This window comes from Methyloversatilis sp. MC4-4, from assembly GCF_049843555.1.
Classification (GTDB): domain Bacteria; phylum Pseudomonadota; class Gammaproteobacteria; order Burkholderiales; family Rhodocyclaceae; genus Methyloversatilis; species Methyloversatilis discipulorum_B.
In genome coordinates this window covers 280709-304331 of sequence record NZ_JBBHZK010000002.1, presented here as the reverse complement: position 1 = coordinate 304331, position 23623 = coordinate 280709, and the positions used below count along the sequence as shown (strand labels likewise).

24 protein-coding genes are annotated in these 23623 nt (G+C 68.3%); 21 read left to right on the top strand and 3 right to left on the bottom strand.

Features of this window, described 5'->3' with window-relative positions:
* The first annotated feature begins 2 nt into the window (after positions 1–2).
* From flgL to WDZ97_RS08220, 9 genes are all read left to right on the top strand, one after another.
* A complete protein-coding gene (flgL, locus tag WDZ97_RS08260; RefSeq protein ID WP_425762431.1) occupies positions 3–914 on the top strand; it encodes a flagellar hook-associated protein FlgL in 912 nt (303 codons plus the stop codon).
* Positions 915–931: 17 nt separating this feature from the next.
* Positions 932–1960, top strand: a complete 1029-nt coding sequence (locus WDZ97_RS08255) for a hypothetical protein (RefSeq protein ID WP_425762430.1) — start codon at positions 932–934, stop codon at positions 1958–1960.
* Between the two features lie 145 nt (positions 1961–2105).
* Positions 2106–2765, top strand: coding sequence for a TetR/AcrR family transcriptional regulator (locus WDZ97_RS08250; protein WP_304003105.1), 660 nt, complete (start codon positions 2106–2108; stop codon positions 2763–2765).
* Positions 2766–3042: 277 nt separating this feature from the next.
* Positions 3043–3339, top strand: a complete 297-nt coding sequence (locus WDZ97_RS08245; protein WP_425762429.1) for a hypothetical protein — start codon at positions 3043–3045, stop codon at positions 3337–3339.
* 156 nt (positions 3340–3495) lie between these two features.
* Positions 3496–3786, top strand: coding sequence for a hypothetical protein (locus tag WDZ97_RS08240; protein ID WP_425762428.1), 291 nt, complete (start codon positions 3496–3498; stop codon positions 3784–3786).
* Positions 3787–3799: 13 nt separating this feature from the next.
* Positions 3800–4354: an NADPH-dependent FMN reductase gene (locus tag WDZ97_RS08235; protein ID WP_425762427.1), complete on the top strand. Its 555-nt coding sequence runs from the start codon at positions 3800–3802 to the stop codon at positions 4352–4354.
* Positions 4355–4743: 389 nt separating this feature from the next.
* Positions 4744–5586: a DUF4254 domain-containing protein gene (locus WDZ97_RS08230; protein WP_425762426.1), complete on the top strand. Its 843-nt coding sequence runs from the start codon at positions 4744–4746 to the stop codon at positions 5584–5586.
* Entirely contained in the window at positions 5583–5849 is a 267-nt protein-coding gene (locus tag WDZ97_RS08225; protein WP_425762425.1) for a hypothetical protein, read from the top strand. The genes WDZ97_RS08230 and WDZ97_RS08225 overlap by 4 nt, the downstream gene beginning before the upstream one ends.
* Positions 5846–6973, top strand: coding sequence for a glycosyltransferase family 9 protein (locus tag WDZ97_RS08220; protein ID WP_425762424.1), 1128 nt, complete (start codon positions 5846–5848; stop codon positions 6971–6973). The genes WDZ97_RS08225 and WDZ97_RS08220 overlap by 4 nt, the downstream gene beginning before the upstream one ends.
* On the opposite strand, the gene WDZ97_RS08215 is transcribed toward WDZ97_RS08220, so the two are convergent.
* Entirely contained in the window at positions 6906–7946 is a 1041-nt protein-coding gene (locus WDZ97_RS08215) for a glycosyltransferase family 9 protein (RefSeq protein WP_425762423.1), read from the bottom strand. The two genes, WDZ97_RS08220 and WDZ97_RS08215, sit on opposite strands and share 68 nt — an antisense overlap.
* A gap of 196 nt (positions 7947–8142) precedes the next feature.
* Here WDZ97_RS08215 and egtD point away from each other — a divergent pair, with 196 nt between their 5' ends.
* From egtD to WDZ97_RS08155, 12 genes are all read left to right on the top strand, one after another.
* Complete coding sequence (gene egtD / locus WDZ97_RS08210; protein WP_304003090.1) at positions 8143–9225, top strand: L-histidine N(alpha)-methyltransferase; 1083 nt, start codon at positions 8143–8145, stop codon at positions 9223–9225.
* A gap of 44 nt (positions 9226–9269) precedes the next feature.
* Positions 9270–9692 (top strand): hypothetical protein, encoded by a 423-nt coding sequence (locus WDZ97_RS08205; protein WP_425762422.1) that lies wholly within the window; start codon positions 9270–9272, stop codon positions 9690–9692.
* 9 nt (positions 9693–9701) lie between these two features.
* Positions 9702–11642, top strand: coding sequence for a 1,4-alpha-glucan branching protein GlgB (gene glgB, locus WDZ97_RS08200; RefSeq protein ID WP_425762421.1), 1941 nt, complete (start codon positions 9702–9704; stop codon positions 11640–11642).
* Positions 11626–13647 (top strand): alpha-1,4-glucan--maltose-1-phosphate maltosyltransferase, encoded by a 2022-nt coding sequence (locus tag WDZ97_RS08195; protein WP_425762420.1) that lies wholly within the window; start codon positions 11626–11628, stop codon positions 13645–13647. Before glgB ends, WDZ97_RS08195 begins: the two co-directional genes overlap by 17 nt.
* Before the next feature lie 11 nt (positions 13648–13658).
* Positions 13659–17009 (top strand): maltose alpha-D-glucosyltransferase, encoded by a 3351-nt coding sequence (gene treS, locus WDZ97_RS08190; RefSeq protein WP_425762419.1) that lies wholly within the window; start codon positions 13659–13661, stop codon positions 17007–17009.
* A gap of 136 nt (positions 17010–17145) precedes the next feature.
* Positions 17146–18309: a hypothetical protein gene (locus tag WDZ97_RS08185; RefSeq protein ID WP_425762418.1), complete on the top strand. Its 1164-nt coding sequence runs from the start codon at positions 17146–17148 to the stop codon at positions 18307–18309.
* 25 nt (positions 18310–18334) lie between these two features.
* A complete protein-coding gene (locus WDZ97_RS08180) occupies positions 18335–19081 on the top strand; it encodes a ferritin-like domain-containing protein (RefSeq protein WP_304003078.1) in 747 nt (248 codons plus the stop codon).
* Positions 19082–19127: 46 nt separating this feature from the next.
* Positions 19128–19439, top strand: a complete 312-nt coding sequence (locus WDZ97_RS08175) for a hypothetical protein (protein ID WP_304003076.1) — start codon at positions 19128–19130, stop codon at positions 19437–19439.
* A gap of 37 nt (positions 19440–19476) precedes the next feature.
* Entirely contained in the window at positions 19477–20346 is an 870-nt protein-coding gene (locus WDZ97_RS08170) for an SDR family oxidoreductase (RefSeq protein ID WP_425762417.1), read from the top strand.
* Positions 20347–20437: 91 nt separating this feature from the next.
* A complete protein-coding gene (locus tag WDZ97_RS08165; RefSeq protein ID WP_304003073.1) occupies positions 20438–20806 on the top strand; it encodes a four-helix bundle copper-binding protein in 369 nt (122 codons plus the stop codon).
* A gap of 111 nt (positions 20807–20917) precedes the next feature.
* Entirely contained in the window at positions 20918–21709 is a 792-nt protein-coding gene (locus tag WDZ97_RS08160; RefSeq protein WP_304003071.1) for a hypothetical protein, read from the top strand.
* Between the two features lie 2 nt (positions 21710–21711).
* Positions 21712–22236, top strand: coding sequence for a hypothetical protein (locus WDZ97_RS08155; RefSeq protein ID WP_425762416.1), 525 nt, complete (start codon positions 21712–21714; stop codon positions 22234–22236).
* A 33-nt stretch (positions 22237–22269) separates the two neighbouring features.
* On the opposite strand, the gene WDZ97_RS08150 is transcribed toward WDZ97_RS08155, so the two are convergent.
* Together WDZ97_RS08150 and WDZ97_RS08145 are read right to left on the bottom strand one after the other, a co-directional pair.
* Positions 22270–23223 carry an SDR family oxidoreductase gene (locus WDZ97_RS08150; protein ID WP_425762415.1) on the bottom strand — a complete coding sequence of 318 codons (954 nt, stop codon included), beginning with the start codon at positions 23221–23223 and terminating at the stop codon, positions 22270–22272.
* Entirely contained in the window at positions 23220–23498 is a 279-nt protein-coding gene (locus WDZ97_RS08145) for a hypothetical protein (protein WP_304003065.1), read from the bottom strand. Before WDZ97_RS08145 ends, WDZ97_RS08150 begins: the two co-directional genes overlap by 4 nt.
* Positions 23499–23623: the final 125 nt, after the last annotated feature.

Genomic DNA, 23623 nt, shown 5'->3' with positions numbered 1-23623 from the left:
ACATGCGGGTCGCTAGCACACAGTTCCACGCCACGATGAATACCGCTCTGCAGAACGCGAACACGCGACTGGAGGGCATCCTGCAGCAGATGTCGAACGGCCTGCGCGTGCAGAAACCGTCGGACGACCCGATCGCCAGCGTGCGCATCGCCCGGCTGACGCGCGAGGAGGCGGCGCTCGACCAGTACCTGGAGAACATCGGCGCGCTGCGCAGCCGGCTGGGGCAGAACGAGGAGTTGCTGGACGGCATGAGCCGCGACGTCATGCAGGCGCGCGACCTGATGGTGTGGGCAGCCGACGGTGCCAACACCACACAGGACCTGCAGGCGATGAGCAGCTCGCTGATCGCGCTGCGCGACAGCCTGATGTACTCGGCGAACAGCATCGACCAGGAGGGGCGCTACCTGTTCTCGGGTACGGCAACCGCCACCGCACCGATCGCCTTCAATGGCGCGGCGGCTGCCGGTACGCGTTACAGCTTCGCCGGCAACACCGATCCGCAGCGCGTGGTGGTCGGCAACGGCGTGACGCAGGACGCGAACGTGCATCTGCAGGAGATGGCCGATGTGCTGAACCGGCTCGATCTGGCCATCGACGCGCTGCAGGCGCCGAGTGCGACGGCCAACGATCCGGCGGTGCGCACGGTGCTGGTTGCGACGCTGAACGGACTCGATACCGGGCTCGACGCGGTCAGCGCGAAGATCGCCCGCCTTGGCGGTGCGCAGACGACGCTGGAGACGCTGGAAACCAATCACGCCAACGTGAGCCTGTCGAACAAGCAGGCGATGATCACGCTCGGTCAGCTCGATTACGGCGACGCGGCGGTCAAGCTCAATGGCTACACCACCGCGGTGCAGGCGACGCAGAAGGCCTATGCCAAGGTCAGCGCGCTGTCGCTGTTCGACACGATCTGATCTTCCGTACGCACTGAATGCAGATCGGTCCTCATCTTTCTTCCGCCCGTCCGGTCGATGCGATCGGCCCGGGCAGGGCGCATGCCGCGGGCAACGCTGCGCCGCCGACGCGCGAGACGCCGCGGACGCGCAATGAAGAACGCGCGCCGGCCGGATCGGCCGGGCTGAAGACATGGAGTCCGCGCTTCAATGAGCAGGTCGGCAAGGCGCAGCTTGCGGCCGACTATCTCGATCGCGGCATCGGCCAGCTGAAGTCGGTACGCAGCCTGCTTGGTCAGCAGATCGGGACAGGAGAAGGGGACGTCGTACTGCAGCGCCGGATCGGTCAGTTCGCGGCGCTGTGGCAGTCGCGTCCGGCGCAGACGGCCGGCAGCCTCGACCCGACGCTGACCTTCGACGCGGTCAATCCGCCGTTGCGTCAGTTCACCGTACGCGGACTGGACCTGGCGTCGCTGCGCGAGGGCGACAGCGAGAACCTGAGCTTTTCGGTGGCGGGAGCCGGCCGACGCACACCGTCGGTCGCACTCGAAGCGGGTCTTCCGGACGTGGAGATCGTGCGCCGCATCGATCAGGCGCTGGCGTCGACCGGGGTTCGCGCGACTGCCGACGACCAGGGCAGGCTCGTCTTCAGCGTGGCCGAACAGGCCTGGCCTGGCGTGCGCGACACGCTGATGTTGCGCGGCGGCGGCATCCGCTGGCCGACCGGCCAGTTCAGCCGGGTGCAGGCGGAAGCACTGCCCGACGGTATCGATCCCGTTCGCTGGTCGGTCGAGGACGCCGACGCCATGCGCGCGACACTTGCCCAGGCAACTCGCGCACTGGACGCTTTCACGCTTGCCCGCCGGCGGGTCGATGAGGTGCTGCTCGACGCGGTGCACAGTACCGGTGCCGTCCTCCCGCAGAACGCCGCCGAACGCGCGGCGGGCTTTGCCGACGCCTTTGCCGCGCTGGGCGAATCGCGCAGCTATCGTGCCCTGAACGAGTTCTCCGGCGCCTTGGCGGGTATCCGGCGGGAGCGCGTGCAAGCCCTTCTTGCTGTCAGGTGAGAACACCTCCGGCATCGTAAGGCGAGGGAATATTTCCGGAATTGACGGGTGCGGAAACGATTGTCGACAAACTGTACTGGTGTAAATCGAGGCAATTTCATTACACTTTCCCGGTACGCGCTGTCTGACCAACGTTGTTCAGCCCATGCCAAACAATTCAAAACTCGCGACCCCGGAAAAACGCTCGCGGATACGTGGCCAGGAAGGCAAGGCTAGGTTTCGCGAACAACTCCTTGCCGAAGCCAAGGACATCTACAGCCGACAAGGCTACGAAGCCGTATCGGTACGCGCCGTCACCAAGGCGGTCGGCATTTCGCCGATGGCTTTCTATGGCTATTTCGTCAGCAAGCAGGATCTCGTCAAGCACATCTGGCTCGATTTCTTCTGCGAGCTGTTCGAGTGCCTGAAGCAGGCGAGCAACGTGAGCCAGTCGCCGGTCGAGCGGCTCAAGGCCCACGTGGATGTCTATCTGGACTACTGGGAAAGGCATCCCGAGCGCTATCGCATGGTGTATCTGTCGACCAGCGTGGACGACGAGCGAGAGCGCATTGTCTTCGACGAAGAGGATGTCGTCGCGCAGCAACTGCTCAGCCTGACCCGCGAGCGGGTGAGCGACTGTGCATGTGGCCGTCCGATCGCCGCAGAGCAGATTCACCTGCATAGCGACCTTGTTTTCCTGAAGGCGCTGGGTTATCTGCACGGCGTGCTCACGGTCGGGCGTTACCCCTTCGCGGACCTCAAGCGGATGCGTGGCTGCCTGATAGACGACATCGTCGATGGCGTGGTGCGCGCAACGGCGGCCTAGACGCCGCCGCGGCTGATTCACGCCGCACCTGCGGCGTCCGCGCCAGGCGCCCGGAGCGGGGCGCTCGTCTGACAGCGGGATGCCCGGACGACATGTTCCCGCGGCGCTGAACAGTGCGACCGGCCTGCCTTTGGGCCATCTTCGGCCGCCATCCTTCGCTGGCGCGCGGTGTCCGTCCTACACCCTGTCGGAGCACGGCTACATCCAGATGTCACGAACTTGCCAGACTGCAGGCAAGGGCATCGTCACGGTGCCGGCCAACCACAGGAGGTTCAAAGTGACTCTCAACAGATCCATGGTCGTACTTGCGCTCGCCGCATTTTCCGCGTCGGCCTACGCCGAGCCGACTTATCCGAACAAGCACCAGAAGGAAGTGATTCCCGAGGCGCAGCAGTCCGACAGCCAGAAGAAGTTCGAGCCCGAGCAGGACAAGGGCAGCCAGTCCTCCCAGTATCCCAGCAAGCACTCGAACGAGACGGTGCGCGACCGCGATACAAAGAAGAAGGCTTCCGAACGCGCCAGCGAGCGCGAACAGAACGCCGCCGGCCAGACCATCCCGGAACCGCGCAACTGACGTGACCGCGGCGCGACCGGCCGCTCGCCGGTGCGACGGTGAGCGGGCCGGTCGATCGCTATCCAGCGGGTATGCGGATTGCCACCTCGGGACCATGAGCCGCGCCGCCGCGTTCCAGCGCGTCACGGCGACGATCGATCCCGGAGGAGAGGCGCGATGGAACCGCTCGATCTGCTGCAGTGGCCAGCGATGGCGACGACCCTGATCGCGGCCTGGCTGGTCGCCTCCACGTCGGCACGCCGACGCAAGCAGGGCTTCTACTGGTTCAGTGCCAGCAACGCGCTGTGGGCGGTGTGGGGTCTGTATGCCGGTGCCTACGCACTGGTGCTGATGCAGTTGGGCCTGTTCGCACTGAACGTGCGCGGGATGGTGAAGGCGGCCCGCACCGCCAGCATGGGCGCACCGGTTGACCGTCCCGACGGCTCGCCGGATGCGTCCCACTTATGAGGAGACGGGTTCGATGGCGTCATACAGGGTTGCACTGATCCCCGGCAGTCTGCGCAAGGACTCATTCAATCGCCGTCTGGCGCTTGCCATCGGCAAGCTGCTTCCAGACGGGTTCGACACCGTGATGGTGGACATCGGCACGCTGCCGCTCTATAGCGAGGACGACGACAACGCGCCGACTGCGGCGGTCAGCCGCTTCAAGGCGACGATCGCCGAGGCGCAGGGTGTGCTGTTCGTGACGCCGGAGTACAACCGCTCGATCCCGGGCGTGCTGAAGAACGCGATCGACCACGGCTCGCGACCCGCCGGAAAGAGCGTGTGGGCCGGCAAGCCAGCCGGCATCGCCGGCATTTCGCCGGGCTCGCTCGGCACGGCGCTGGCGCAGCAGCACCTGCGCAATGTGCTGTCGCATCTGGACATGCCGGCGCTCAATGCGCCGGAGCTCTTCCTACGCTATCGCGACGACCTGTTCGACGCCGACGGCGCGCTGGCCCGGGGCGCAAGCCGTGACCTCGTCAGCACCTGGGTGCAGCGTTACGCCGCCTGGGTACGACAGCACGCCGCCTGAGTCCGGATGTCACGCCGCATCGCGGCGCACGAACCGGATCTGCGCGCGGCAGCGCCGGCATCCGCCCGAAATCGATCCGCGCATCGTGGCCGTTGCGCTGCAATGTCGTGTACTGGAGCAGGAAGCCGAGCGACGTCGAGGCAAGCGCGAGCACCGTGTCGTCACCCGGGCAGCGATGATGCTGACGGATGTCTCCGCTGCCCTGGGGCACGAAGGCGAATGCGGGCCGCCTGTCGTGCCGGGGTGAAAAATCTGCGACCGACATGTAATTCGTGCCGGCTGATCACCGCCCTTTCACGCGGTCCTTCTCTCCACGCGCCCGCCTGCTGACGGGAACCGCGGTTGCTTCGTGCCGGCGGTCACCTCTTTCAGCGGAGCAGGTCATGAGCGTGAAGCAGCATCAGCAGGCCACGTCGGGCCACGATGGCAGACTGCAGGGCAGCCTGAAGGCGTCACGGCAACACGGTGGTCAGTACGACGGGCAAAGATCCTCGCAACCGCACGGCGGCCCGCTGCACGCCGAGGACCCGCCGTCGGTGCGGCCGCCCGCGCCCGGCTATTCCGCAGCGGACATCATCGCCGCGCACGACGCGTATCTCGATGGCGCGCCCCTCGCTCCGCGCGAGCTTGCGGGATGGCGCTGGATCGAGGAGAACCATCGCTGCAATACCGCGCTGTGGCGCGAGGAGGACAAGGCGCGGCGTACCGACGTGCCGGACGCCGAAATCGTGCGTTGCAAGCGCAGCATCGACCGCTTCAACCAGCAACGGAATGACGCCGTCGAGGCGCTGGACGAATGCGTGCTCGGCGCGCTGGCCGGCACCGTCAAACCCCACCCGGACGCACAGCAATCGAGCGAGACGGTGGGCGCGATCATCGACCGCCTGTCCATCCTGTCACTGAAGATCTTCCATATGGGCTTGCAGACGCGGCGCGCCGACGCCAGCACAGAGCACGTTGCGAGTTGTTGCGCCAAGCTCGACGTGCTTGTCCGGCAGCGGCGCGACCTGGCGGCCTGCCTCGACCGTCTGCTGGAGGGATTGGCCAGCGGACGCGTGATCTTCCGCACCTACCGTCAGTACAAGATGTACAACGACCCGGCGCTGAATCCGGAGTTGTACGGACGCAAGGACGCTCCGGTCGGCGCGTCGGCGCGTGACGGGGAGCGGACATCAGCGTCGATGCCGTCGTCCCGACCTGCAACCGTGGTGCCGCACGGGCTGTCACGATGACCGCGCTGCCCGGGCAGACGCACACGCGATTGCGTGTCGGCGTGCCGGATCCGGGCGAGCGCGAAGCGGCGGTCACCCCGGGCGAACCGAGGGCGGTGTTGCGCGTGTTCCACGTGTTGGGCGTCGTGGCTCGGCCTGCCGTGACGGCTCCTTACAGCGGTCACGGCCTCGTGCCAGCGGGCGCCTGCTATCGGGACGTGCCGATCACGCTGGGCAGGCGCGGCATCGACGCACCACTCCTGCTGCGGGAGCAAAGCCGGTGAGTGCGGTGCTGCATCCCGCGGCGGACGACGGCCTGGACTTCGGGGCGGTGGAGCGCATCGCCGTGCTGCGCGCCAATGGCCTCGGCGACTTCATTTTTGCACTCCCTGCGCTGCGCGCGCTGCGGCTGCGCTTTCCGGACGCGCAACTGGTGCTGCTCGGCAAGCCCTGGCACAAGCGCTTCCTGACCGGCCGCGGCCCAGTGGTCGACGACGTGGTGGCGCTGCCGCCTATCACCGGCGTCGGCGTGCCGCCCGAGCAGGGGGCGCGCGAGGACCCGCGTGCCATCGACGCCTGCATCGCCGGGCTGCGCGAGCGGCGTTTCGATCTCGCTTTCCAGATGCACGGCGGGGGCCGCTACTCGAACCCCTTCATCGGGCAGATCGGCGCGCGCCAAAGCTTCGGCCTGAACACGCCGGACGCCGTCCGCCTGGACCGCTCCGTGCCCTACATGAGACTGCAGAACGAACGTCTGCGTCTGCTCGAGGTGGCAGCGCTCGCCGGCGCCCATACCTGGGAACTCGATCCGCGGCTGCCGGTGCTGGTGCGCGACGAGGTGGAACTGGAGTCGGTCCTCCGTCTGCCGGACGCTCCGTTGGCGGTGCTGAGTCCCGGCGCGACCGACCCGCGACGACGCTGGCCGCCGGCACGCTTTGCCCGCGTCGGTGACGCGCTGTCGGATGCCGGAGCGGTCGTGGTGGTGCAGGGTGACGCATCCGAGCGGGCGCTCACCGCCGCCGTGACGGCGGCCATGACGCGACCGGCGATCGACGTCGGCGGCAGACTGTCGCTCGACGGGCTGGCCGCACTGCTGGGTCACGCCTGCATCGTGGTCGGCAATGACAGCGGTCCACTGCATCTTGCACAGGCGGTGGGCGCGGCGACCGTTGGCCTTTACTGGCTCGTCAATCTCGTCGTGTCCGGTCCGCCGACCGCGCAGCGGCGCCGTGTCGCGCTGTCCGCCACCACCGACTGCCCGGTTTGCGGCCGCGACAACGTCGCCGTGCGCTGCGAGCACGACCCCTGCTTCATCGATGACATCAGCGAGGACGAAGTGCTCACGCTGACGCTCGACCTGTGGACGCAGGAGCGCCGCGATCGAGCAGTACGCGAATCTGTCGCATGACCTCCGCCTGACCCTGATCGGTCGTCGTCCCGTCGTCCGGGGCCATCACACAGCGATGGCGCATGCGGTCTTCCGGCGCCCAGCGTTCGAGCTCGGAGCAACGGAAGACGACGACCGACGGTGTGCGCAGCGCGGCCGCAAGGTGCGACACACCGGTGTCGTTGCACACCAGCAGACGGGCGCCGCCGATCAGTGCGGCCAGGGCGCCCGCGCTGATCGGCGACGCGGCGTCGATGGCCGAAACGCGCATCGCCTGGCGCACGCGCGCCGTCAGCGCCCTTTCCTCACCCGATCCGGTCAGCACGACCGTCCAGCCGGTCAGCGCGTGCACGGCGTCCGCCACTGCGGCGAAGTGTTCTGCCGGCCAGCGGCGCCGCGGGTCGCGTGCGCCGGGGTGGATGCACACGTAGGGGCGGCCGGCAAGCGCGAAAGCGATACCGCTGGTCGCCAGTTCGGACCGGTCCGCCGGCAGCAGCGGAAATTCCAGCCTGCGGTACGCCGACGGCGCGCCGAGGTGGTCCATCAGTGCAAGCAGCCGCCCGACCTCGCTGCCGCGCGTCGGGTAGGGCAGACAGCTTCCGTTCTCGTCCGGCTGGCCGAAGCCCGCCTGGCGCGCAGCGCCGAACAGCGCCACGACGGGGTTGGAAAGCCCGCCGCTGCCGTGCATCTGGATGGCCAGATCGAAACCTCGCGTCTGCGCCTCCGCGACGAAGGCGGGGATCGCCGACAGATCGGGTGCCCGTTCGGGCAGACCGGGAAAGCCGGGGAAGGCCAGGAAGTCGTCGATGTAATGCGGAAACCGTGCGGCGAGTCCGGCGGCCCAGGGCAGGCCGACCAGTGTGATCGCTGCGTCGGGACAGCGCATGCGCAGCGCGCGCAGCGACGGAATGGCGCACAGCATGTCGCCGAGCTGAAGCGCCCGGAACACGACGATGTTGCGCGGACGGATGCGACTCAGAAGCGGTGCGTGCATGACGGTTCTCCGGTGACGGACCGCGATGCCTTGCAATTGGCGGACCGAGGGCGGACCAAGAGCGGACCGGGAACGCCGATTGCTGCGCTCGCTGCAGTCCCGCGTCCGTCGTGCCGCCGCCTCGAGTGGTTGCGGCGGTCGCGGCTCTGCGGCTTCACGTGGCGGCAAGGGCGCCGCACTGGCGAAAGGACGGGCGATGACGGACAAACGAGAAGACACGATGCCGGCCGGCTGGTCGCAGCTGGCGGGATTTCCCGGGGGCGGCATCTTCGGTCGCGGCCGGCGCGGCCGCCTGGCGCCCGTGTCGGTGTCGCGCCCTGTCGGCGCGGCGCGTCCGCCCGACGGCGCGGTGGGCCGCACCGCCTTCGCGCGCGAGCTGCTCGCCGGCCTGCAACAGCCGCGCAAGACGACACCGTGCAAATATTTCTACGATGCATGTGGCGCCGCACTGTTCGAACAGATCTGCGCGCAGCCGGAGTACTACCTGACACGGGCCGAACTGTCGTTGCTCACCCGCCACGCGACGCGCCTGACCGAGTGCATCGGCGAAGACGCGGAACTGATCGAGTTCGGCGCCAGTTCCCCGGTCAAGGCGTCGGTGCTGCTGCACGTGATGCGTCATCCGGCCGCCTACGTGCCGGTCGACATTTCGGGCGGGGCGCTGCTCGAGACTGCGGGTGCCATTTCGATGGCTTTTCCCGGCCTCGACGTGCGCCCGCTGATGGCCGACTACACCGGCGACACCGCGCTGACGCACGCGCTCGACCCGGAGCGTCGGCGGGTCGGCTTCTTTCCGGGTTCGTCGCTGGGCAACTTCGAACCGGAGGAGGCGCTGGCCCTCCTGATCCGCCTGCGCAAGCTGCTGCAGGGCGGTGGCCTGCTGATCGGCGTGGATCTGGTCAAGGACCCGAGCCGGCTGCACGCGGCATACAACGACGCTGCCGGTGCGACGGCCGCCTTCAACCGCAACGTGCTCGTGCGCGCGAATCGCGAACTGGGTGCCGACTTCAGGCCGGAGCAGTTCGCCCACTACGCCTTCTATGACCCGGTCGCCCGGCGCGTCGAGATGCATCTCGTGAGCCTGTGCGATCAGGATGCCCATGTCGCCGGACGCCGGCTGCACTTCGACGAGGGTGAATCGATACGCACCGAGTATTCGCACAAGTACACGGTGCAGGCGTTCCGCGCGCTGGCCACCCGGGCCGGCTTCCGCCCGCGGCTCAGCGCCATCGACAGCGAGGGCCTGTTCAGCCTGCACTGGCTGGAGTCGCCCGCCTGAGCGGGCTGCGGCCCCCTTTCCCATCCGTCACCACAGGAGCTGCCATGTTGCCGACCACCGCCGAACGCGTTCCGATGAACACATCCGAAGCCGTGAACGAACTGATCCGCACGCGCACGCTGAGGAATCTCGACCGTGCCGCGCTCGGCGACCGCGGCACGATAGATCGCAGGCTGGCCGAATTGGACAGCGAGTGGGACATCGAACGCTGCCTCGAGGTGAACGCAGCGTCGGTGTCGATCGCTGGCTGCCTGCTCGGCTTGCTCGTGAACAGGCGCTTCTTTGCCGTGCCCGCGCTGGTCGGCGGCTTCCTGCTGCAGCACGCGCTGCAGGGCTGGTGCCCGCCGCTGCCGCTGATGCGCCGGCTCGGCGTGCGCACGCTGACCGAGATCGACGACGAGCGGCAGGCGCTGCTCGCACTGCGCGCCCGCAAGTCGGTCGACGGGCTCGGCCGTACCTTGCGCTGAGGGCGCCGCATGACGGAATCCGCAGGCAAGGCAGGCGGCAGCCTGTTCAGTGGTCACGACATCTACCTCTTTCGCGAAGGATCGCACGCGCGGCTGTACGAACGGCTGGGCTGTCAGCTAGATCCGCCGCCGCCCGGCGAGGGCGGCCGCAGCGACGCGCGTTTCGCCGTCTGGGCGCCGAACGCCCGGGCGGTCGAGGTGGTCGGCGATTTCAACGGCTGGTCGCATGGCCACCCGCTGCAGGCGCGGCTCGACGACTCCGGCATCTGGGAAGGCTGCGTGCCGGGCGTAAGCCGGGGCGACGCTTACAAGTACCGCATTCACCGCGCCGACGGTCATGTCATCGACAAGGCCGATCCGTTCGCCTTCTTCTGCGAACAGGCCCCCGCCACTGCGTCGCGCGCCTGGCGCTTCGAGTACGACTGGAAGGATGCCGCATGGATGGCGTCGCGCGCGGCGCGGCAGGCGGCCGACGCGCCGATCAGCATCTACGAGGTCCATCTCGGCTCGTGGCTGCGGCCGCACGAGGGCACGCTGCCGACCTACCGCGACATCGCGCAGCGGCTGGCCGACTACGCCTGCGACATGGGCTTTACCCACGTCGAACTGATGCCGGTCAGCGAGCATCCGTTCTACGGCTCCTGGGGCTATCAGTGCACCGGCTACTTCGCGCCAACCTCGCGCTACGGCACCCCCGAGGACTTCATGTTCCTGGTGGACACGCTGCACCAGGCCGGTCTCGCCGTCATCCTCGACTGGGTGCCGTCGCACTTCCCGGCGGACGCGCATGGTCTGGCGGTGTTCGACGGCACCCACCTGTACGAGCACGTCGACCCGCGCCAGGGCTTTCACCCGGAATGGCATTCCTGCATTTTCAATTACGGCCGACACGAGGTGTGCGCCTTCCTGCTGTCGAGTGCGCTGTTCTGGATCGACCGCTACCACATCGACGCGCTGCGCGTCGACGCCGTCGCCTCCATGCTCTACCTCGACTACGCGCGCCGCGACGGCGAGTGGGTGCCCAACCGCTACGGCGGGCGCGAGAACCTGGACGCGGTGGCCTTCCTGCGCAGTCTGAACCAGGCGGTCGCGCGCGATCACCCTGAGGTGCTCACCATCGCCGAGGAATCGACCTCCTGGCCCATGGTGTCGCGCGCGGTGCACCTCGGCGGCCTGGGTTTCAGCCAGAAATGGAATATGGGCTGGATGAACGACACGCTGGCCTATCTGCGGCACGACCCGGTGCACCGTCGCTTCCATCACGGCGCGGTCACCTTCTCGATCTGGTACGCCTTCCAGGAGAACTTCCTGCTGCCGCTGTCGCACGACGAAGTGGTGCATGGCAAGGGCTCGCTGCTGTCGCGCATGCCGGGCGACGAGTGGCAGCGCTTCGCCGGCCTGCGCGGCCTGTTCGGCTACATGTGGGCGCACCCAGGCAAGAAGCTGCTGTTCATGGGCGGCGAGTTCGGCCAGTGGCGCGAGTGGGCGCACGAGGGCCAGCTCGACTGGCCTCTGCTGGACCACCCGCTGCACGCCGGTCTGCGCCGCTGGGTGGCCGATCTGAACCGCATCTACCGGAGCTGCCCGGCGCTGCACGAACTGGACTTCGACGCCGCCGGCTTCCGCTGGGCGGTGGCCGACGATGCCGACAACAGCGTGCTCGCCTTCCTGCGTCTCGCGCGCGACGGCCGCTGCCTGCTGGCCGTCTGCAACTTCACACCGGTGCCGCGCACGCACTACAGCGTCGGCGTCCCGCACGGTGGCAACTGGCGGGAACTGCTGAACAGTGACGCCGCACTGTACGGCGGCAGCGGCGCCGGCAATCTCGGCGGCACGCAGGCGGTTCCGGTGCCGATGCACGGGCAGCCGTGGTCGCTGAATCTGACGCTGCCACCACTGGCGGTGCTGTGGCTGGTTCCGGAGGACGAACACCATGGATCATCTGCCTGATCTTCCGGCCGAGGGCCGCATCCGCGCCGTCGTGTCCGACCTGACGCCGGCGGTCGACGGGGGCCGCTTCGCCGTGAAGCGCAGCCTCGGTGAAACGCTCACGGTGGAGGCGAGCTGCTTCGCCGACGGCCATGACGCGGTGCTGGCGCTGCTGTGCTGGCGGCGCGACGACGAGAGCGCGACGACCTGGCATGCGGTACCGATGCAGCCGCTGGGCAACGACCGCTGGCGCGCGACGCTGCGTCCCGATCGCTGCGGGCGCTGGTGGTATTCGGTGTCGGCCTGGGTGGACCCCTTCCGTTCGTGGCGTTCGCAGATGGCACGCCGTACCGACGACGCCGACATCCGCCTCGCCGCGCTCGAAGGCGCCTCGCTCGCCGAGGCGGCGGCCGTGCGTGCGGGCGACGCGCTGGCCGACCGCAACCAGCTGCTGCGCTGGGCGGAGCGACTGCGCAACGACGGGGCGCACGCCGACGCACCGGCGCTGAAGGCGCTCGCTCTCGACGACACGATGGCCGAGGTCGCCGGCCGCCATCCCGACCGTCGCTGGCCGGCCGTCCATGCGCCAATGCCGCTCGATGTCGACCGCGCACTGGCGCGCTTCGGTGCCTGGTACGAACTGTTCCCGCGCTCGCTGGGCGAGGGCGGCCGGCACGGCCGCTTCGACGACGTGATCGCGCGGCTGCCGGCGATTGCCGCGATGGGCTTCGACGTGCTCTACCTGCCGCCGGTGCATCCGATCGGTCGGGTGCGACGCAAGGGGCGCAACGGCGTGGTTGTCGCCGGACGCGATGAGCCGGGCAGTCCGTGGGCGATCGGTGCAGCCGAAGGCGGCCACACCGCAGTGCATCCGCAGCTCGGCACGCTCGACGATTTCCGCCGTCTGGTCGGCGAAGCGGAGCGCCATGGCGTCGACATCGCGCTGGATATCGCGCTGCAGTGCGCGCCCGATCATCCGTGGGTGACCGACTGTCCGCAGTGGTTCCGTCGTCGCCCGGACGGCAGCGTCCAGTACGCCGAAAATCCGCCCAAGAAGTACCAGGACATCTATCCCTTCGATTTCGAGTGCGAGGACTGGCGCGGTCTGTGGCAGGCGCTGGCCGGCATCTTCCGGCACTGGATCGCGCAGGGCGTCAAGGTGTTCCGGGTGGACAACCCGCACACCAAGTCCTTTGCCTTCTGGGAGTGGCTGATCGGCACGCTGCGCCGCGAGCATCCGGACCTGGTGTTCCTGTCCGAGGCCTTCACGCGACCGCAGGTGATGCACCGCCTGGCCAAGCTCGGCTTCAACCAGTCCTACACCTATTTCACCTGGCGCAACACGCGTGCCGAGCTGACCGACTACCTCGAGGAACTGACTGCAGGGCCGGGGCGCGATTACTTCCGGCCCAATCTGTGGCCGAACACGCCCGACATCCTGCCCGAGTACCTGCAGAGCGGCGGCCGGCCGGCCTTCGTTGCACGCCTCGTGCTGGCGGCAACGCTGGGGACCAGCTACGGCATTTACGGGCCGGCCTTCGAGTGCATGGACGCGCGCCCGCGCGAGCCCGGCAGCGAGGAATATCTCGACTCCGAGAAGTACCAGCTGCGTGAGGGCGGACACGCCGACGGCGACGGACTGGCGCCGCTGATCGCCACCATCAACCGCATCCGTCGCGACAACCCGGCGCTGCAGTTCCCGGGCGGCCTGCGTTTCCTGCCGGTCGACAACGAACAGCTGATCGCCTACGCGAAGCACGATGCGGCCAGCGGCAACGCCGTCGTCGTCGTGGTCAATCTGGATCCGCATCACGTGCACACCGGCTGGCTCGAACTCGATCCGGCCGCATACGGCGGCGGTGACGACGAGGGCAGCGTGCAGATGCACGACCTGCTGGGCGGCGAGCGCTATCAGTGGGCACCGGGACGCAACTTCGTGCGGCTCGATCCGCAGCGCCTGCTCGCGCACGTGTTCCAGGTGCGGCGGCGCGTGCGCAGCGAGCGCGACTTCGACTACTACCTTTGACCGGAGGCGCCATGGACCGCATCGATACCGGGGCCGCCGGCCCGCTCCACCCGCAGCGGGCCGATGACCCGCTGTGGTTCAAGGATGCGGTCATCTACGAACTGCACGTCAAGGCCTTCTTCGATTCCAACGACGACGGCGTCGGCGATTTCGCCGGCCTGACGCAGAAGCTCGACTACATCCGCGATCTCGGCGTGGATACGCTGTGGCTGCTGCCCTTCTACCCGTCGCCGCTGAAGGACGACGGCTACGACGTGGCCGACTACCACGGCGTGCTGCCGGCCTACGGCACGCGCGCCGACTTCCGTCACTTCGTGCGCGAGGCGCACCGCCGTGGCCTGCGCGTGATCACCGAACTGGTGATCAACCACACCTCGGACCAGCACCCCTGGTTCCAGGCAGCCCGCCGCGCACCCAAGGGGTCGTCCAAGCGCGACTACTACGTGTGGAGCGATGACCCGGAACGCTATGCCGGCACGCGCATCATCTTCACCGATACCGAAACGTCGAACTGGACCTGGGATCCGGTGGCCGGCGCCTACTACTGGCACCGCTTCTTCAGCCACCAGCCTGACCTCAATTTCGAGAACCCGCGCGTGCTGCGCGCGGTGCTGCGCACGATGCGCTTCTGGCTGGACATCGGCGTCGACGGCTTCCGTCTCGACGCGGTGCCCTACCTGCGCGAACGCGAAGGCACGAGCAACGAGAATCTGGCGGAGACGCACGCCACCATCCGCGAGATCCGTCGCGTCATCGACGAACACTATCGCGGACGCATCCTGCTGGCCGAAGCCAACCAGTGGCCGGAGGACGTGCGCGAATACTTCGGCGATGGCGACGAATGCCACATGGCCTATCACTTTCCGCTGATGCCGCGGCTGTTCATGGCGCTTGCGCAGGAGGACCGCTACCCGGTCACCGACATCATGCGGCAGACGCCGGACATTCCGGAGAACTGCCAGTGGGCCATCTTCCTGCGCAATCACGATGAACTGACGCTGGAAATGGTGACCGATCGCGAGCGCGACTACATGTGGCAGTTCTTCGCCAACGATCCGCGCATGCGGCTCAACGTCGGCATCCGCCGCCGTCTGGCGCCGCTGCTGGAGAACAGCCGCGACCGCATCGAACTGATGTCCTTCCTGCTGTTCACGCTGCCCGGCTCGCCCATCGTCTATTACGGCGACGAACTGGGTATGGGGGACAACGTCTATCTGGGCGACCGCAACGGTGTGCGCACGCCGATGCAATGGACGTCCGACCGCAACGCCGGCTTTTCGCGCGCCGATCCGCAGCAGCTTTACCTGCCGCCCGTCATGGACCCGGTCTACGGTTACCACGCGATCAATGTCGAGGCGCAGGCGCGCAACCCGCATTCGCTGCTCAACTTCACCCGCCGCCTGATCGCGATGCGGCGCAGCTTGCGCGCCTTCGGGCGCGGTTCGCTGGTCTTCCTCGAACCGGGCAACCGCAAGGTGCTGGCCTATCTGCGGGAGTATGTCGACGAGCAGGGCAACGAGCAGCGCGTGCTGTGCGTGGCCAATCTCGCGCGCACGCCGCAGGCGGTCGAACTCGATCTGTCGCGGCACGAGGGCAGGGTGCCGATGGAGATCAGCGGACGCGCGGCCTTTCCGCCGGTCGGCCGTCTGCCCTATCTGCTCACCTTGCCCGGCCACGGCTTCTACGCCTTCGAACTGTCGGCGCAGGCGCCGCCGCCCGAGTGGCACGAGGACCGCATGCCGCAGCCCGATCTGCCCATCCTGGTGCTGACCCACGGCTGGGAAACGTTCGTCGGCGGCGACGGCGGCAGTCCGGTGCGCAGCGTGATCGCGCGGCGCAACCGCGAACGCCTGCTCGATGAAGCGATGCTGCCCTTCCTGCGCACGCGCCGCTGGTTCGCCGCAAAGTCCGCGACGCCGACACGGGTAAGTCTGGACGAAGTGCGCGAGTGGCGTGCCAACGGCGGCTCGTGGCTGCTGTCGGTGCTGCGCGTCGACTTCGCCGAGGGGCCATCCCAGTACTACTTCCTGCCGCTCGCGACGGCGTGGGAGGACGAGGCCGATTACCCCGCCGACCGCGTCGGCGGCGCGGCGCTGGCTCGCGTACGCGAGCAGGCGCGCATGGGTCTGCTGTACGACGCCTTCGCCGACGTGCTGTTCTGCCGGGCCTTCGCCGACGCGCTCGAACGCGCCGACACGCTGCCGCTGGCGGCTGGCAAGCTGGTTTTCAGTCGCGAGGCGGGCTGGGCCGAACTGCGGCCGGCGCCGGACGACGAGGTCCGGCCCGCCGCGGCCGACCAGACCAATACCGGCGTGTTCATGGGCCCGCGTCTTTACCTGAAGGCCTACCGGCAGCTGCAGGCCGGACTGAATCCGGAGATCGAGATCGGCCGCTTCCTTGCCGCACGCGGCTTTCCGGGTACCCCGCAGCTTGCCGGTGCGGTCGAGTACGAGGCCGCCGACGGCCGGCGCTGCGCGCTGGCCATCGCCCAGCAGCGCGTCGACAACCAGGGAACGGCGTGGGACTACGCGCTGGAACACTTCGCGCGCATGTTTTCCAGCGATGCCTGGCCGGGCAGCGTCGAACCGATGGACGAGTATCCGGGGCTGAACCGGATATTCATGGTGCAGATGAGCGCGCTCGGCCGGGCTGTGGCCGATCTGCACGCCACCCTGGCCGATGCCGGACGCGATCCCGCCTTCGCGCCGGTGCCGCTCGCCGCCGCCGAGGCGCAGGCGATGCGCGAGCGCGTGCTGCTCGAACTGGAGCGCAGCTTCGTTCAGCTGGAGGGCGCGCGCGACCGCCTCGATCGCCGGATCGCCGACGACACCGCCCTTCTGCTCGCCCGGCGCGAGGTGCTGCGGCAGCAACTGATGGCGCTGCCGCTCGATGCGAGCGCGATGCAGTGCATCCGCATCCATGGCGATCTGCATCTCGGTCAGGTCCTGCGTGCGCAGGAGGCCTTCATCATCGTCGACTTCGAGGGCGAGCCTGCACGCCCGGTGGAGGCGCGCCGCGGCAAGCAGCCTGCGCTGCGTGACGTCGCCTGCATGATCCGCTCCATCGATTACGTGATCCGGACGGCCGCGCAGCGTGTGCTGCACACCCAACCCGAGCGCGCGGGCGAACTGGCGACGATGGCGCCTGCGGCCTGTGCCGACGCGGTCGCCGTCTTCCTGAATGGTTACTCGGGCGGAAGTTCTCTGCCCGCGGCGGCCGGCGATTTCCTCGAACTGTTCTCGCTCGAACGCCTGCTCTACGAACTGCGCTACGAACTGGACAACCGGCCTGACATGGTCGGCCTGCCGCTGGGCGCGCTGATCGAAGCGAGCGGCGCGGAAAAAACGTTTCCCGCGCTGTAATTCCTACCGGACGCGGCGCGTCGGCGCCGGACCCGCAGTCGGCTGCGGCGGGAACACCCCTTGCAGGCATCCGGACAGGCAGCGCTTCGCCGCTGCATTCCGACATGTGTTTCTTCGCAAGAAGTGGAGACCCCAGATGAATCTTCTCGACCACAAGGGCGTGCCGCTCGACAAGCAGGGACTGACCTGGAAGGAGATGGCGGGCCAGCCCATCAGCAAGCTCGACGACGAGGCATTCACGCGCGTCCGCATCATCCTGATGAACGGCATCGAACTGGATGCCCTTCGCCTGTCGCATATCGGGGCGCGGATGAATGCCGATCTGCGATTGCCGCTGGCGCGCGTCCGGCGCATCGAACAGCACCAGGCGACGGCGGTGAGCTGGCTGATCGGCGCCGATCACTCGCCGCTCGAAACCACCATCGCTTACGAGCAGGTGGCGATCGAAGTGACGGCTGCCGTGGCGCAGCAGGAACCCGATCCCTACCTGGCACAGGTGTACCGCTTCGGCCTGCTGGAGGACTTCGATCACCTGTACCGCTATTCGGCGCTGCTCGACCGGATGGAGGGCAAGGACGCCAACAACATCCTGCAGGGCAATACCGACATCGTGCCAGGGCGTCCGACGGTGGACGAACACCGCGCACCGGAGGACGACCTGCGCCACCCCTATACCGCGAAGGCCGATCTGCTTTCGAAACTGCATGCGACGCTGATCACCGCGGCCGAGTACCAGACGCACGACTTCTACATGACGATAGGCCCGACCTTCGCCGACCCGGTGGCGCGTCAGCTCTACGCCGAGATCGCGTCGATCGAGGAACAGCACGTGACGCAGTACGGTTCGCTGCTGAATCCGCGGCAGAGCTTCCTCGAGCTGTGGCTGCTGCACGAGGCGGCCGAGGTCTATGGCTACTACAGCTGCGCGCAATCGGAGAGCAATCCGCGCCTGCGCGCGCTGTGGGAAAGATTCTGCGACTACGAGCTGGGCCATCTCCACCACGTGTGCGAGCTGATGAAGCAGCACGAGCGGCGCGATCCGGCCGAGGTGCTGTCGCGCGAACTGCCCGCGCCCTTGCCCTTCCACAGTCAGCGCGAGTTCGTGCGCGAAGTGCTGGCGACCGAGGTGGATCTGCGCGCCAGCGGCCCGGACTTCGTGCCGGTCGAAGAGGAGAACCCGGCGTCCATCGCCTATCGCGAGCGCGTCAACGCCGACGGCTCGCCGTCGACCGAAGTGGCGGCGGCCTATCACTGGACTTCGGGCACCGAGCTGAACCGTCCGCTCGCCCGCGCCGCGTGACAACCTGCCGACAGGAGTACGAAACATGGAGAACGTGACCCGCAGCGGTTTCAACCGTACCGGCGCGCAGACCTCGCTGCACACCGTGCAGAACATGCAGGCCTTCGCCGACGAGCAGTCCCCTTCCGGACCTTCGCACATCGATGGCGTACTTGAAGGGCGTTCGATTGCCTCCGTCCGCGCCGAATCCGTCCACGCCGCCGAGCGTATCGGCTCGGTGCCGATACCCACCACGCTGACCGGCGTGCTGGCGACCGGCCTGTCGAAGCTGACCGGCCATCGCCCCGAGGTGCTGGTCGACAAGCTGGGCGAGCGGCTGGCTTTCGAGCGCACCGGCGTGCGCCTCTACCAGGCCCTGATCGACAAGGCCGAGGCGGTGCAGGCAGACGTCGCGCTGCCTTTTACGATCGGCGAGCTGAAGCACATCCGCGACGAGGAACTGGAGCACATGCACATCGTTACCTCGGCGCTCGAAGGGCTGGGCGCCGATCCGACCGCCCAGACGCCGTGTGCCGACGTGGCCGGCGTCGCCAGCAGCGGCGCCATGCAGGTGCTCAGCGATCCGCGTACGACGATCGCCCAGTGCCTCGAAACCATCCTGTCGGTCGAGCTGACGGATGGCGCTGGCTGGGATCTGCTGATCCGCCTGTCCGGTTCGGCCGGCCAGGATGACCTGATCAAGCCCTTCAGCGAGGCGCTTGCCCGCGAGCAGGTACACGCGCAGCAGGTGAAGGGCTGGCTGGAACGCGCCGTCGTCGATGATCTGGACTGACGGCACCCGCGGCCCACAGGCTGCCTTTTCTCAGGAGGACGAACAGATGACCACATCGAGTACCCGTGCAACCGAAGCCACGCCGCGCGCGACCGACGAAGTGAAGGTGTACGCCGGCGACGCGGGCCATCCCATCGTGGACGACTACGGCGGCGACGCCGGAGAGGAACTGATGGGCAGCGAGTCGACACGGATGCAGCGCTGTCGCGAACAGCTTTCGCACATGAGCGAGCACTGCCGCGAGCGGGTGCAGGCGCGTCCGTTCACCGCGCTCGCGCTGGCGTCCTTCGTCAGCGCAGCGGTCGGTGTCTGCCTCGGCATGAAGATGCATCGCAGTTCGCGCTGGCACTGGCGCTGAGACGCGGCGACCGGAATCGGACGAGGAGGAGAGACCCGTGATCAATGGCAACAACCTTGCAGGCGGCGTGCCCCCGCAGGAGCAGGACGTTCAGCCCGGTCAGGAACTGCCGATGCAGCCGCCGCCGCGCGACATGATGGAGGATTACCGCGGGGCGGCGAAGCTGCGCGACCGCGTGGCCCTGGTCACCGGCGGCGACAGCGGCATCGGTCGCGCGGTGTCGGTGGCGTTCGCGAAGGAGGGGGCGCACGTGGTGATCGCCTACCTGGACGAGCACGAGGATGCGCAGGCCACGCTGGCCGAGGTCGAAGAGCAGGGGGTGCGTGGGCTCCTCCGCGCCGGCGATATCGGCCACGAGGGCTTCTGCCGCAAGCTGGTGGACGACACGATTGAGCATTTCGGCCGGCTCGACATCCTCGTGAACAACGCCGGCGAACAGCATCCCCAGCCGAGCCTGACCGACATCACGACGGATCAGCTCGAACGCACCTTCCGCACCAACATCTTCGGCATGTTCCACCTGACGCGTTTCGCGCTGCCTCATCTGAAGGAAGGCGCCTGCGTCATCAACACGACCTCGGTCACCGCCTACCGCGGCAGTGCGCACCTGATCGACTACGCCGCCTCCAAGGGCGCCATCGTGTCCTTCACCCGCTCGCTGTCGGCGGCGCTGGCCAAGCAGGGCATCCGGGTCAATGCCGTCGCGCCGGGTCCGATCTGGACGCCGCTGATCCCGGCGACCTTCGACAAGGACGAGGTCGCGTCCTTCGGGACCGACGAGCCGCTGGGCCGGCCCGGTCAGCCGGAGGAGGTGGCACCGAGCTACGTCTTCCTCGCCAGCGCCGACTCCAGCTACATGACCGGGCAGGTGCTGCATCCCAACGGTGGCGAAATCGTCAATGGCTGATCCGGAGCCGTGGACGCGCTGCCGCGGGGAAACGCGCATTGCTGTGTTTGCATGCCGGCGCCGAGCCGGCGATCAACATGAAGGGACATCCATGGAAACGAATGACGCGACGGCATCGAGCGCAGGCGCGCCGCTGGCGACCGAAATGCAACGCTGCATCGACACCTGCTACGAATGTGAGCGCATCTGCCTGCACATGGCGACCGGTCATTGCCTGTCGCTCGGCGGACGGCATGCCTTGCCCGAGCATGTGAGCACCATGCTCGTGTGCGCGCGCATGTGCGGGACCGCTGCCGAGGTGATGGCGATGAACTCGACCCTTCACCGCCAGGTGTGCGCCGTCTGCGCCGACCTGTGTGATGCCTGCATCACCCGTTGCCGCGACCTCGACGACATGGACGCCTGCATCGAGGTGTGCGAGCGCTGCAAGAGCGAGTGCGAGGCGATGGTCGATGCCTAGTCGGGCCCGCCCGGGCGCCGTGGTGGCGGCCCTTCGTCGTGCGCGGAACGTCGATTGCATGAATGGGCTGCCCCTGTCGGGGCATCCCATCCCAATCGCAAGGAGCGAGTCATGGAAACAAGAACCGTTGAATCGATTCAGTTCGGGGCCGAGGCGATGCCGCCGCACAGCGGCATACACTGGAGCGCAATCTTCGCGGGACTGGCGGTAGGGCTGTCCGCCCATCTGCTGATGATGCTGATCGGCATCGCCGCCGGTTTTGCCGTGTACGGCACCGGCGAACGCCCGGACGGCGGCAGTATCTCGATGGTCGCAGCAAGCTGGAACACCTTCAACATGCTGGTATCCGCCTTTGTCGGCGGCTATGTGGCGGCGCGCTGCTGTGCGCTCAAGCGTGGCTCGGACGGCTTGCTGCACGGCATCGTGTCCTGGGGGGCGACCATGCTGTTCTTCGCCATCCTGACCGGTTCGCTGACCGGCAACGCGGTCACCGGCGCTTTCGGTGTCGCCTCGGTTCGCTCCGCAGCGGTGGCCGAGGGGGCGGCCCCGTCGTCGATCGGCCAGCTCATCGACCGCGTCAATGCCGGCGACCGTGAAGGTGCGGTGGCGCTGATGCGCGATCGCTTCGGGCTCGCCGACGAACAGGCGCAACAGGCGGTGGACGAAGCGATGGCCATGCTCGGCCCGGACGGCACGCGCACCGCCGAGGGCCTGACCGACGCGGCGAAGGCCGCGTCCATCGTCAGCACCTGGCTCAGCGTGGCGATCCTCCTGTCCTTGCTGTCCGCCGCGGCCGGCGGCGCGCTGGGTGCGCGCAGCACGCGCAAGCGCTCCCTTCCGCGCGTGCAGACAATGCGGGCAACCGTGTACGGCGACGGGCAGCCGTCGCATATGCGGGGCTGAGCATGACGCAGTCCGGATCTCCGGGTGGTGGCCCCGCCGGCCACGGACCCACGCAGCCGCCCGAGGCGGGCGAGACGACGTCGATCGGCAGCGACCCGCCGGACGGTGGGGGCGATGCGCTGCCGGGCAGTGCGACGAGCGTGGGTCGCGACGCCGGCGGCGGCGGAGATCGCCCCGCACCGGCGTCGTCCGGTCTGCTCGATCTGACGGCGCTGGTCGGCGCGACCGTGCTCGGACCGGCGGACACGACGCTGGGCCACGTCGGTGGCGTGCTGGCCGATCCGCATTCCGGGCGGCTTGCCTATCTCGTGCTGACGCCGCTGCCCGGCCTGATCGACGGGCCGCGTGCCATTCCGTGGTCGGTGGTCGCCGCCCATCTGTCCGACGGGCCGCTGCATCTGCCGTACACAGCCGACACGCTCGGTATGGCGCCGGCGCTGCACAACGGGCGTGTCCCGGATGCCGACGGCGACTGGGTGCAGCAACTGCACGAGTTCTTCGGATGTCGCCCCTACTGGGTTGCCTGAACCTTGCAAGGGGGCCTGGCGGCGGCCCACGCCTCAGCGGCCGCCACGCCTCGACAGCAGCGTATAGAAGCTGTACTCGCGCACCCGGCCCTGTCCCCCTCCGCGTTCGTCGCCATCGTCGCCGCAGGGCGCGTGCAGTGCACCGCGGCGGTGGCCGGCGGCGGCCTGGCCGCTGCGCTGCTGGCGCAGCAGAACGCGCGCGGCATAGCGGTCAGCGGCGCGGGGCAGCACGAAGCTGCCGGCGGACAGCAGACGCGCCGGTGCGCCGACATAGATGTCGCGGCGTGGCTGCGTGGCCGCGTACAGCAGCGCTTCGGCCACCACGTCCGGTGAGTACACCGGCCCGGGCAGTTGCGGCTCGACGTCCATGAAGTTCGCCGCGTGACGGGGCAGCGGCGTATCGACCGAGGCCGGCCTCACCAGGGTCAGTGAAACCGGCGCCCCCTCGGCTTCGAGTTCGGCGCGCAGCGAATCGGTGTAGCCCCGCACCGCGTGCTTCGACGCCGCATAGGCCGCCTGCAGCGGCAGGCCGGCGTCGCTCGCCTCGCTGCCGACATTGATCAGCGCACCGCCGCGGTCCTTCAGCGTTTCGAGCGCGACGACGCAGCCATGCACGACGCCCCAGAAGTTGGTCTCGAACAGTCGGCGCATGTCGGCCAGCGGTACGTCGGCGTGCCCGCCGAATATCGCTACGCCGGCGTTGTTGATCCAGGTGTCGAAACCACCATGCGCATCGATCGCCGCGCGGGCGATCCGGCGCACTTCGTCCAGATGTCCGACGTCGGCGACGACCGGTGTTACCGCGTGGCCGACCTCGCGGAACTTGTCGGCAATCGCGTCGAGCGCGGCGCCATCGCGCGCAGCGATCACCACTCGGGCGCCGCGCTGCGCCGCCATCCGCGCGGTCGCCAGGCCGATACCGCTGGAGCCGCCGGTCACCACGATCACCTGTTCGGCGACCGGCTTCAGCACGAGGCGGTCAGTCATGTGGAGGCCGCCGCCGGCAGGTCGGCATGCAACGGCCGCAGGAAGAGCGGGCCGCGGGCGATGACGACGACACGCTCCGGTTCGGGCGTCGGCACCGGCTCGCGCACCGGACTGTTGCCGGGTGACGGATCGATCACCGGATTCGGGTCGGGAAGCGGCTGCGGCGGCTGCGGTGGTTGCCCGGGCGGGGGCTCTCCCGGCACGGGAGGCGCCGGGTCGGGCTGGTGTGCGTATCTGCGGATGCCGACGTCGTGGGGCACAGGCTTTCTCATCATCGTGTCCTCCGTGGAATGGACCGGCGTATGCGCAAGCGGCGTGCCCCGGCGGTGCCGGGCATCGTGCTTGCAGGCCGGAGGGCGTGCAGGCAAGGAACTGCGTCAACCCATTCACTGAAGGAGAC

Bases quoted from the DNA above. Each gene is read 5' to 3' on its own strand.
- flgL (WP_425762431.1), top strand. From the start codon at position 3: ATGCGGGTCGCTAGCACACAGTTCCACGCCACGATGAATACCGCTCTG.
- WDZ97_RS08255 (WP_425762430.1), top strand. From the start codon at position 932: ATGCAGATCGGTCCTCATCTTTCTTCCGCCCGTCCGGTCGATGCGATC.
- WDZ97_RS08250 (WP_304003105.1), top strand. From the start codon at position 2,106: ATGCCAAACAATTCAAAACTCGCGACCCCGGAAAAACGCTCGCGGATA.
- WDZ97_RS08240 (WP_425762428.1), top strand. From the start codon at position 3,496: ATGGAACCGCTCGATCTGCTGCAGTGGCCAGCGATGGCGACGACCCTG.
- WDZ97_RS08235 (WP_425762427.1), top strand. From the start codon at position 3,800: ATGGCGTCATACAGGGTTGCACTGATCCCCGGCAGTCTGCGCAAGGAC.
- WDZ97_RS08225 (WP_425762425.1), top strand. From the start codon at position 5,583: ATGACCGCGCTGCCCGGGCAGACGCACACGCGATTGCGTGTCGGCGTG.
- WDZ97_RS08215 (WP_425762423.1), bottom strand. From the start codon at position 7,946: ATGCACGCACCGCTTCTGAGTCGCATCCGTCCGCGCAACATCGTCGTG.
- egtD (WP_304003090.1), top strand. From the start codon at position 8,143: ATGACGGACAAACGAGAAGACACGATGCCGGCCGGCTGGTCGCAGCTG.
- WDZ97_RS08205 (WP_425762422.1), top strand. From the start codon at position 9,270: ATGTTGCCGACCACCGCCGAACGCGTTCCGATGAACACATCCGAAGCC.
- glgB (WP_425762421.1), top strand. From the start codon at position 9,702: ATGACGGAATCCGCAGGCAAGGCAGGCGGCAGCCTGTTCAGTGGTCAC.
- WDZ97_RS08195 (WP_425762420.1), top strand. From the start codon at position 11,626: ATGGATCATCTGCCTGATCTTCCGGCCGAGGGCCGCATCCGCGCCGTC.
- treS (WP_425762419.1), top strand. From the start codon at position 13,659: ATGGACCGCATCGATACCGGGGCCGCCGGCCCGCTCCACCCGCAGCGG.
- WDZ97_RS08185 (WP_425762418.1), top strand. From the start codon at position 17,146: ATGAATCTTCTCGACCACAAGGGCGTGCCGCTCGACAAGCAGGGACTG.
- WDZ97_RS08180 (WP_304003078.1), top strand. From the start codon at position 18,335: ATGGAGAACGTGACCCGCAGCGGTTTCAACCGTACCGGCGCGCAGACC.
- WDZ97_RS08175 (WP_304003076.1), top strand. From the start codon at position 19,128: ATGACCACATCGAGTACCCGTGCAACCGAAGCCACGCCGCGCGCGACC.
- WDZ97_RS08165 (WP_304003073.1), top strand. From the start codon at position 20,438: ATGGAAACGAATGACGCGACGGCATCGAGCGCAGGCGCGCCGCTGGCG.
- WDZ97_RS08160 (WP_304003071.1), top strand. From the start codon at position 20,918: ATGGAAACAAGAACCGTTGAATCGATTCAGTTCGGGGCCGAGGCGATG.
- WDZ97_RS08155 (WP_425762416.1), top strand. From the start codon at position 21,712: ATGACGCAGTCCGGATCTCCGGGTGGTGGCCCCGCCGGCCACGGACCC.
- WDZ97_RS08150 (WP_425762415.1), bottom strand. From the start codon at position 23,223: ATGACTGACCGCCTCGTGCTGAAGCCGGTCGCCGAACAGGTGATCGTG.
- WDZ97_RS08145 (WP_304003065.1), bottom strand. From the start codon at position 23,498: ATGATGAGAAAGCCTGTGCCCCACGACGTCGGCATCCGCAGATACGCA.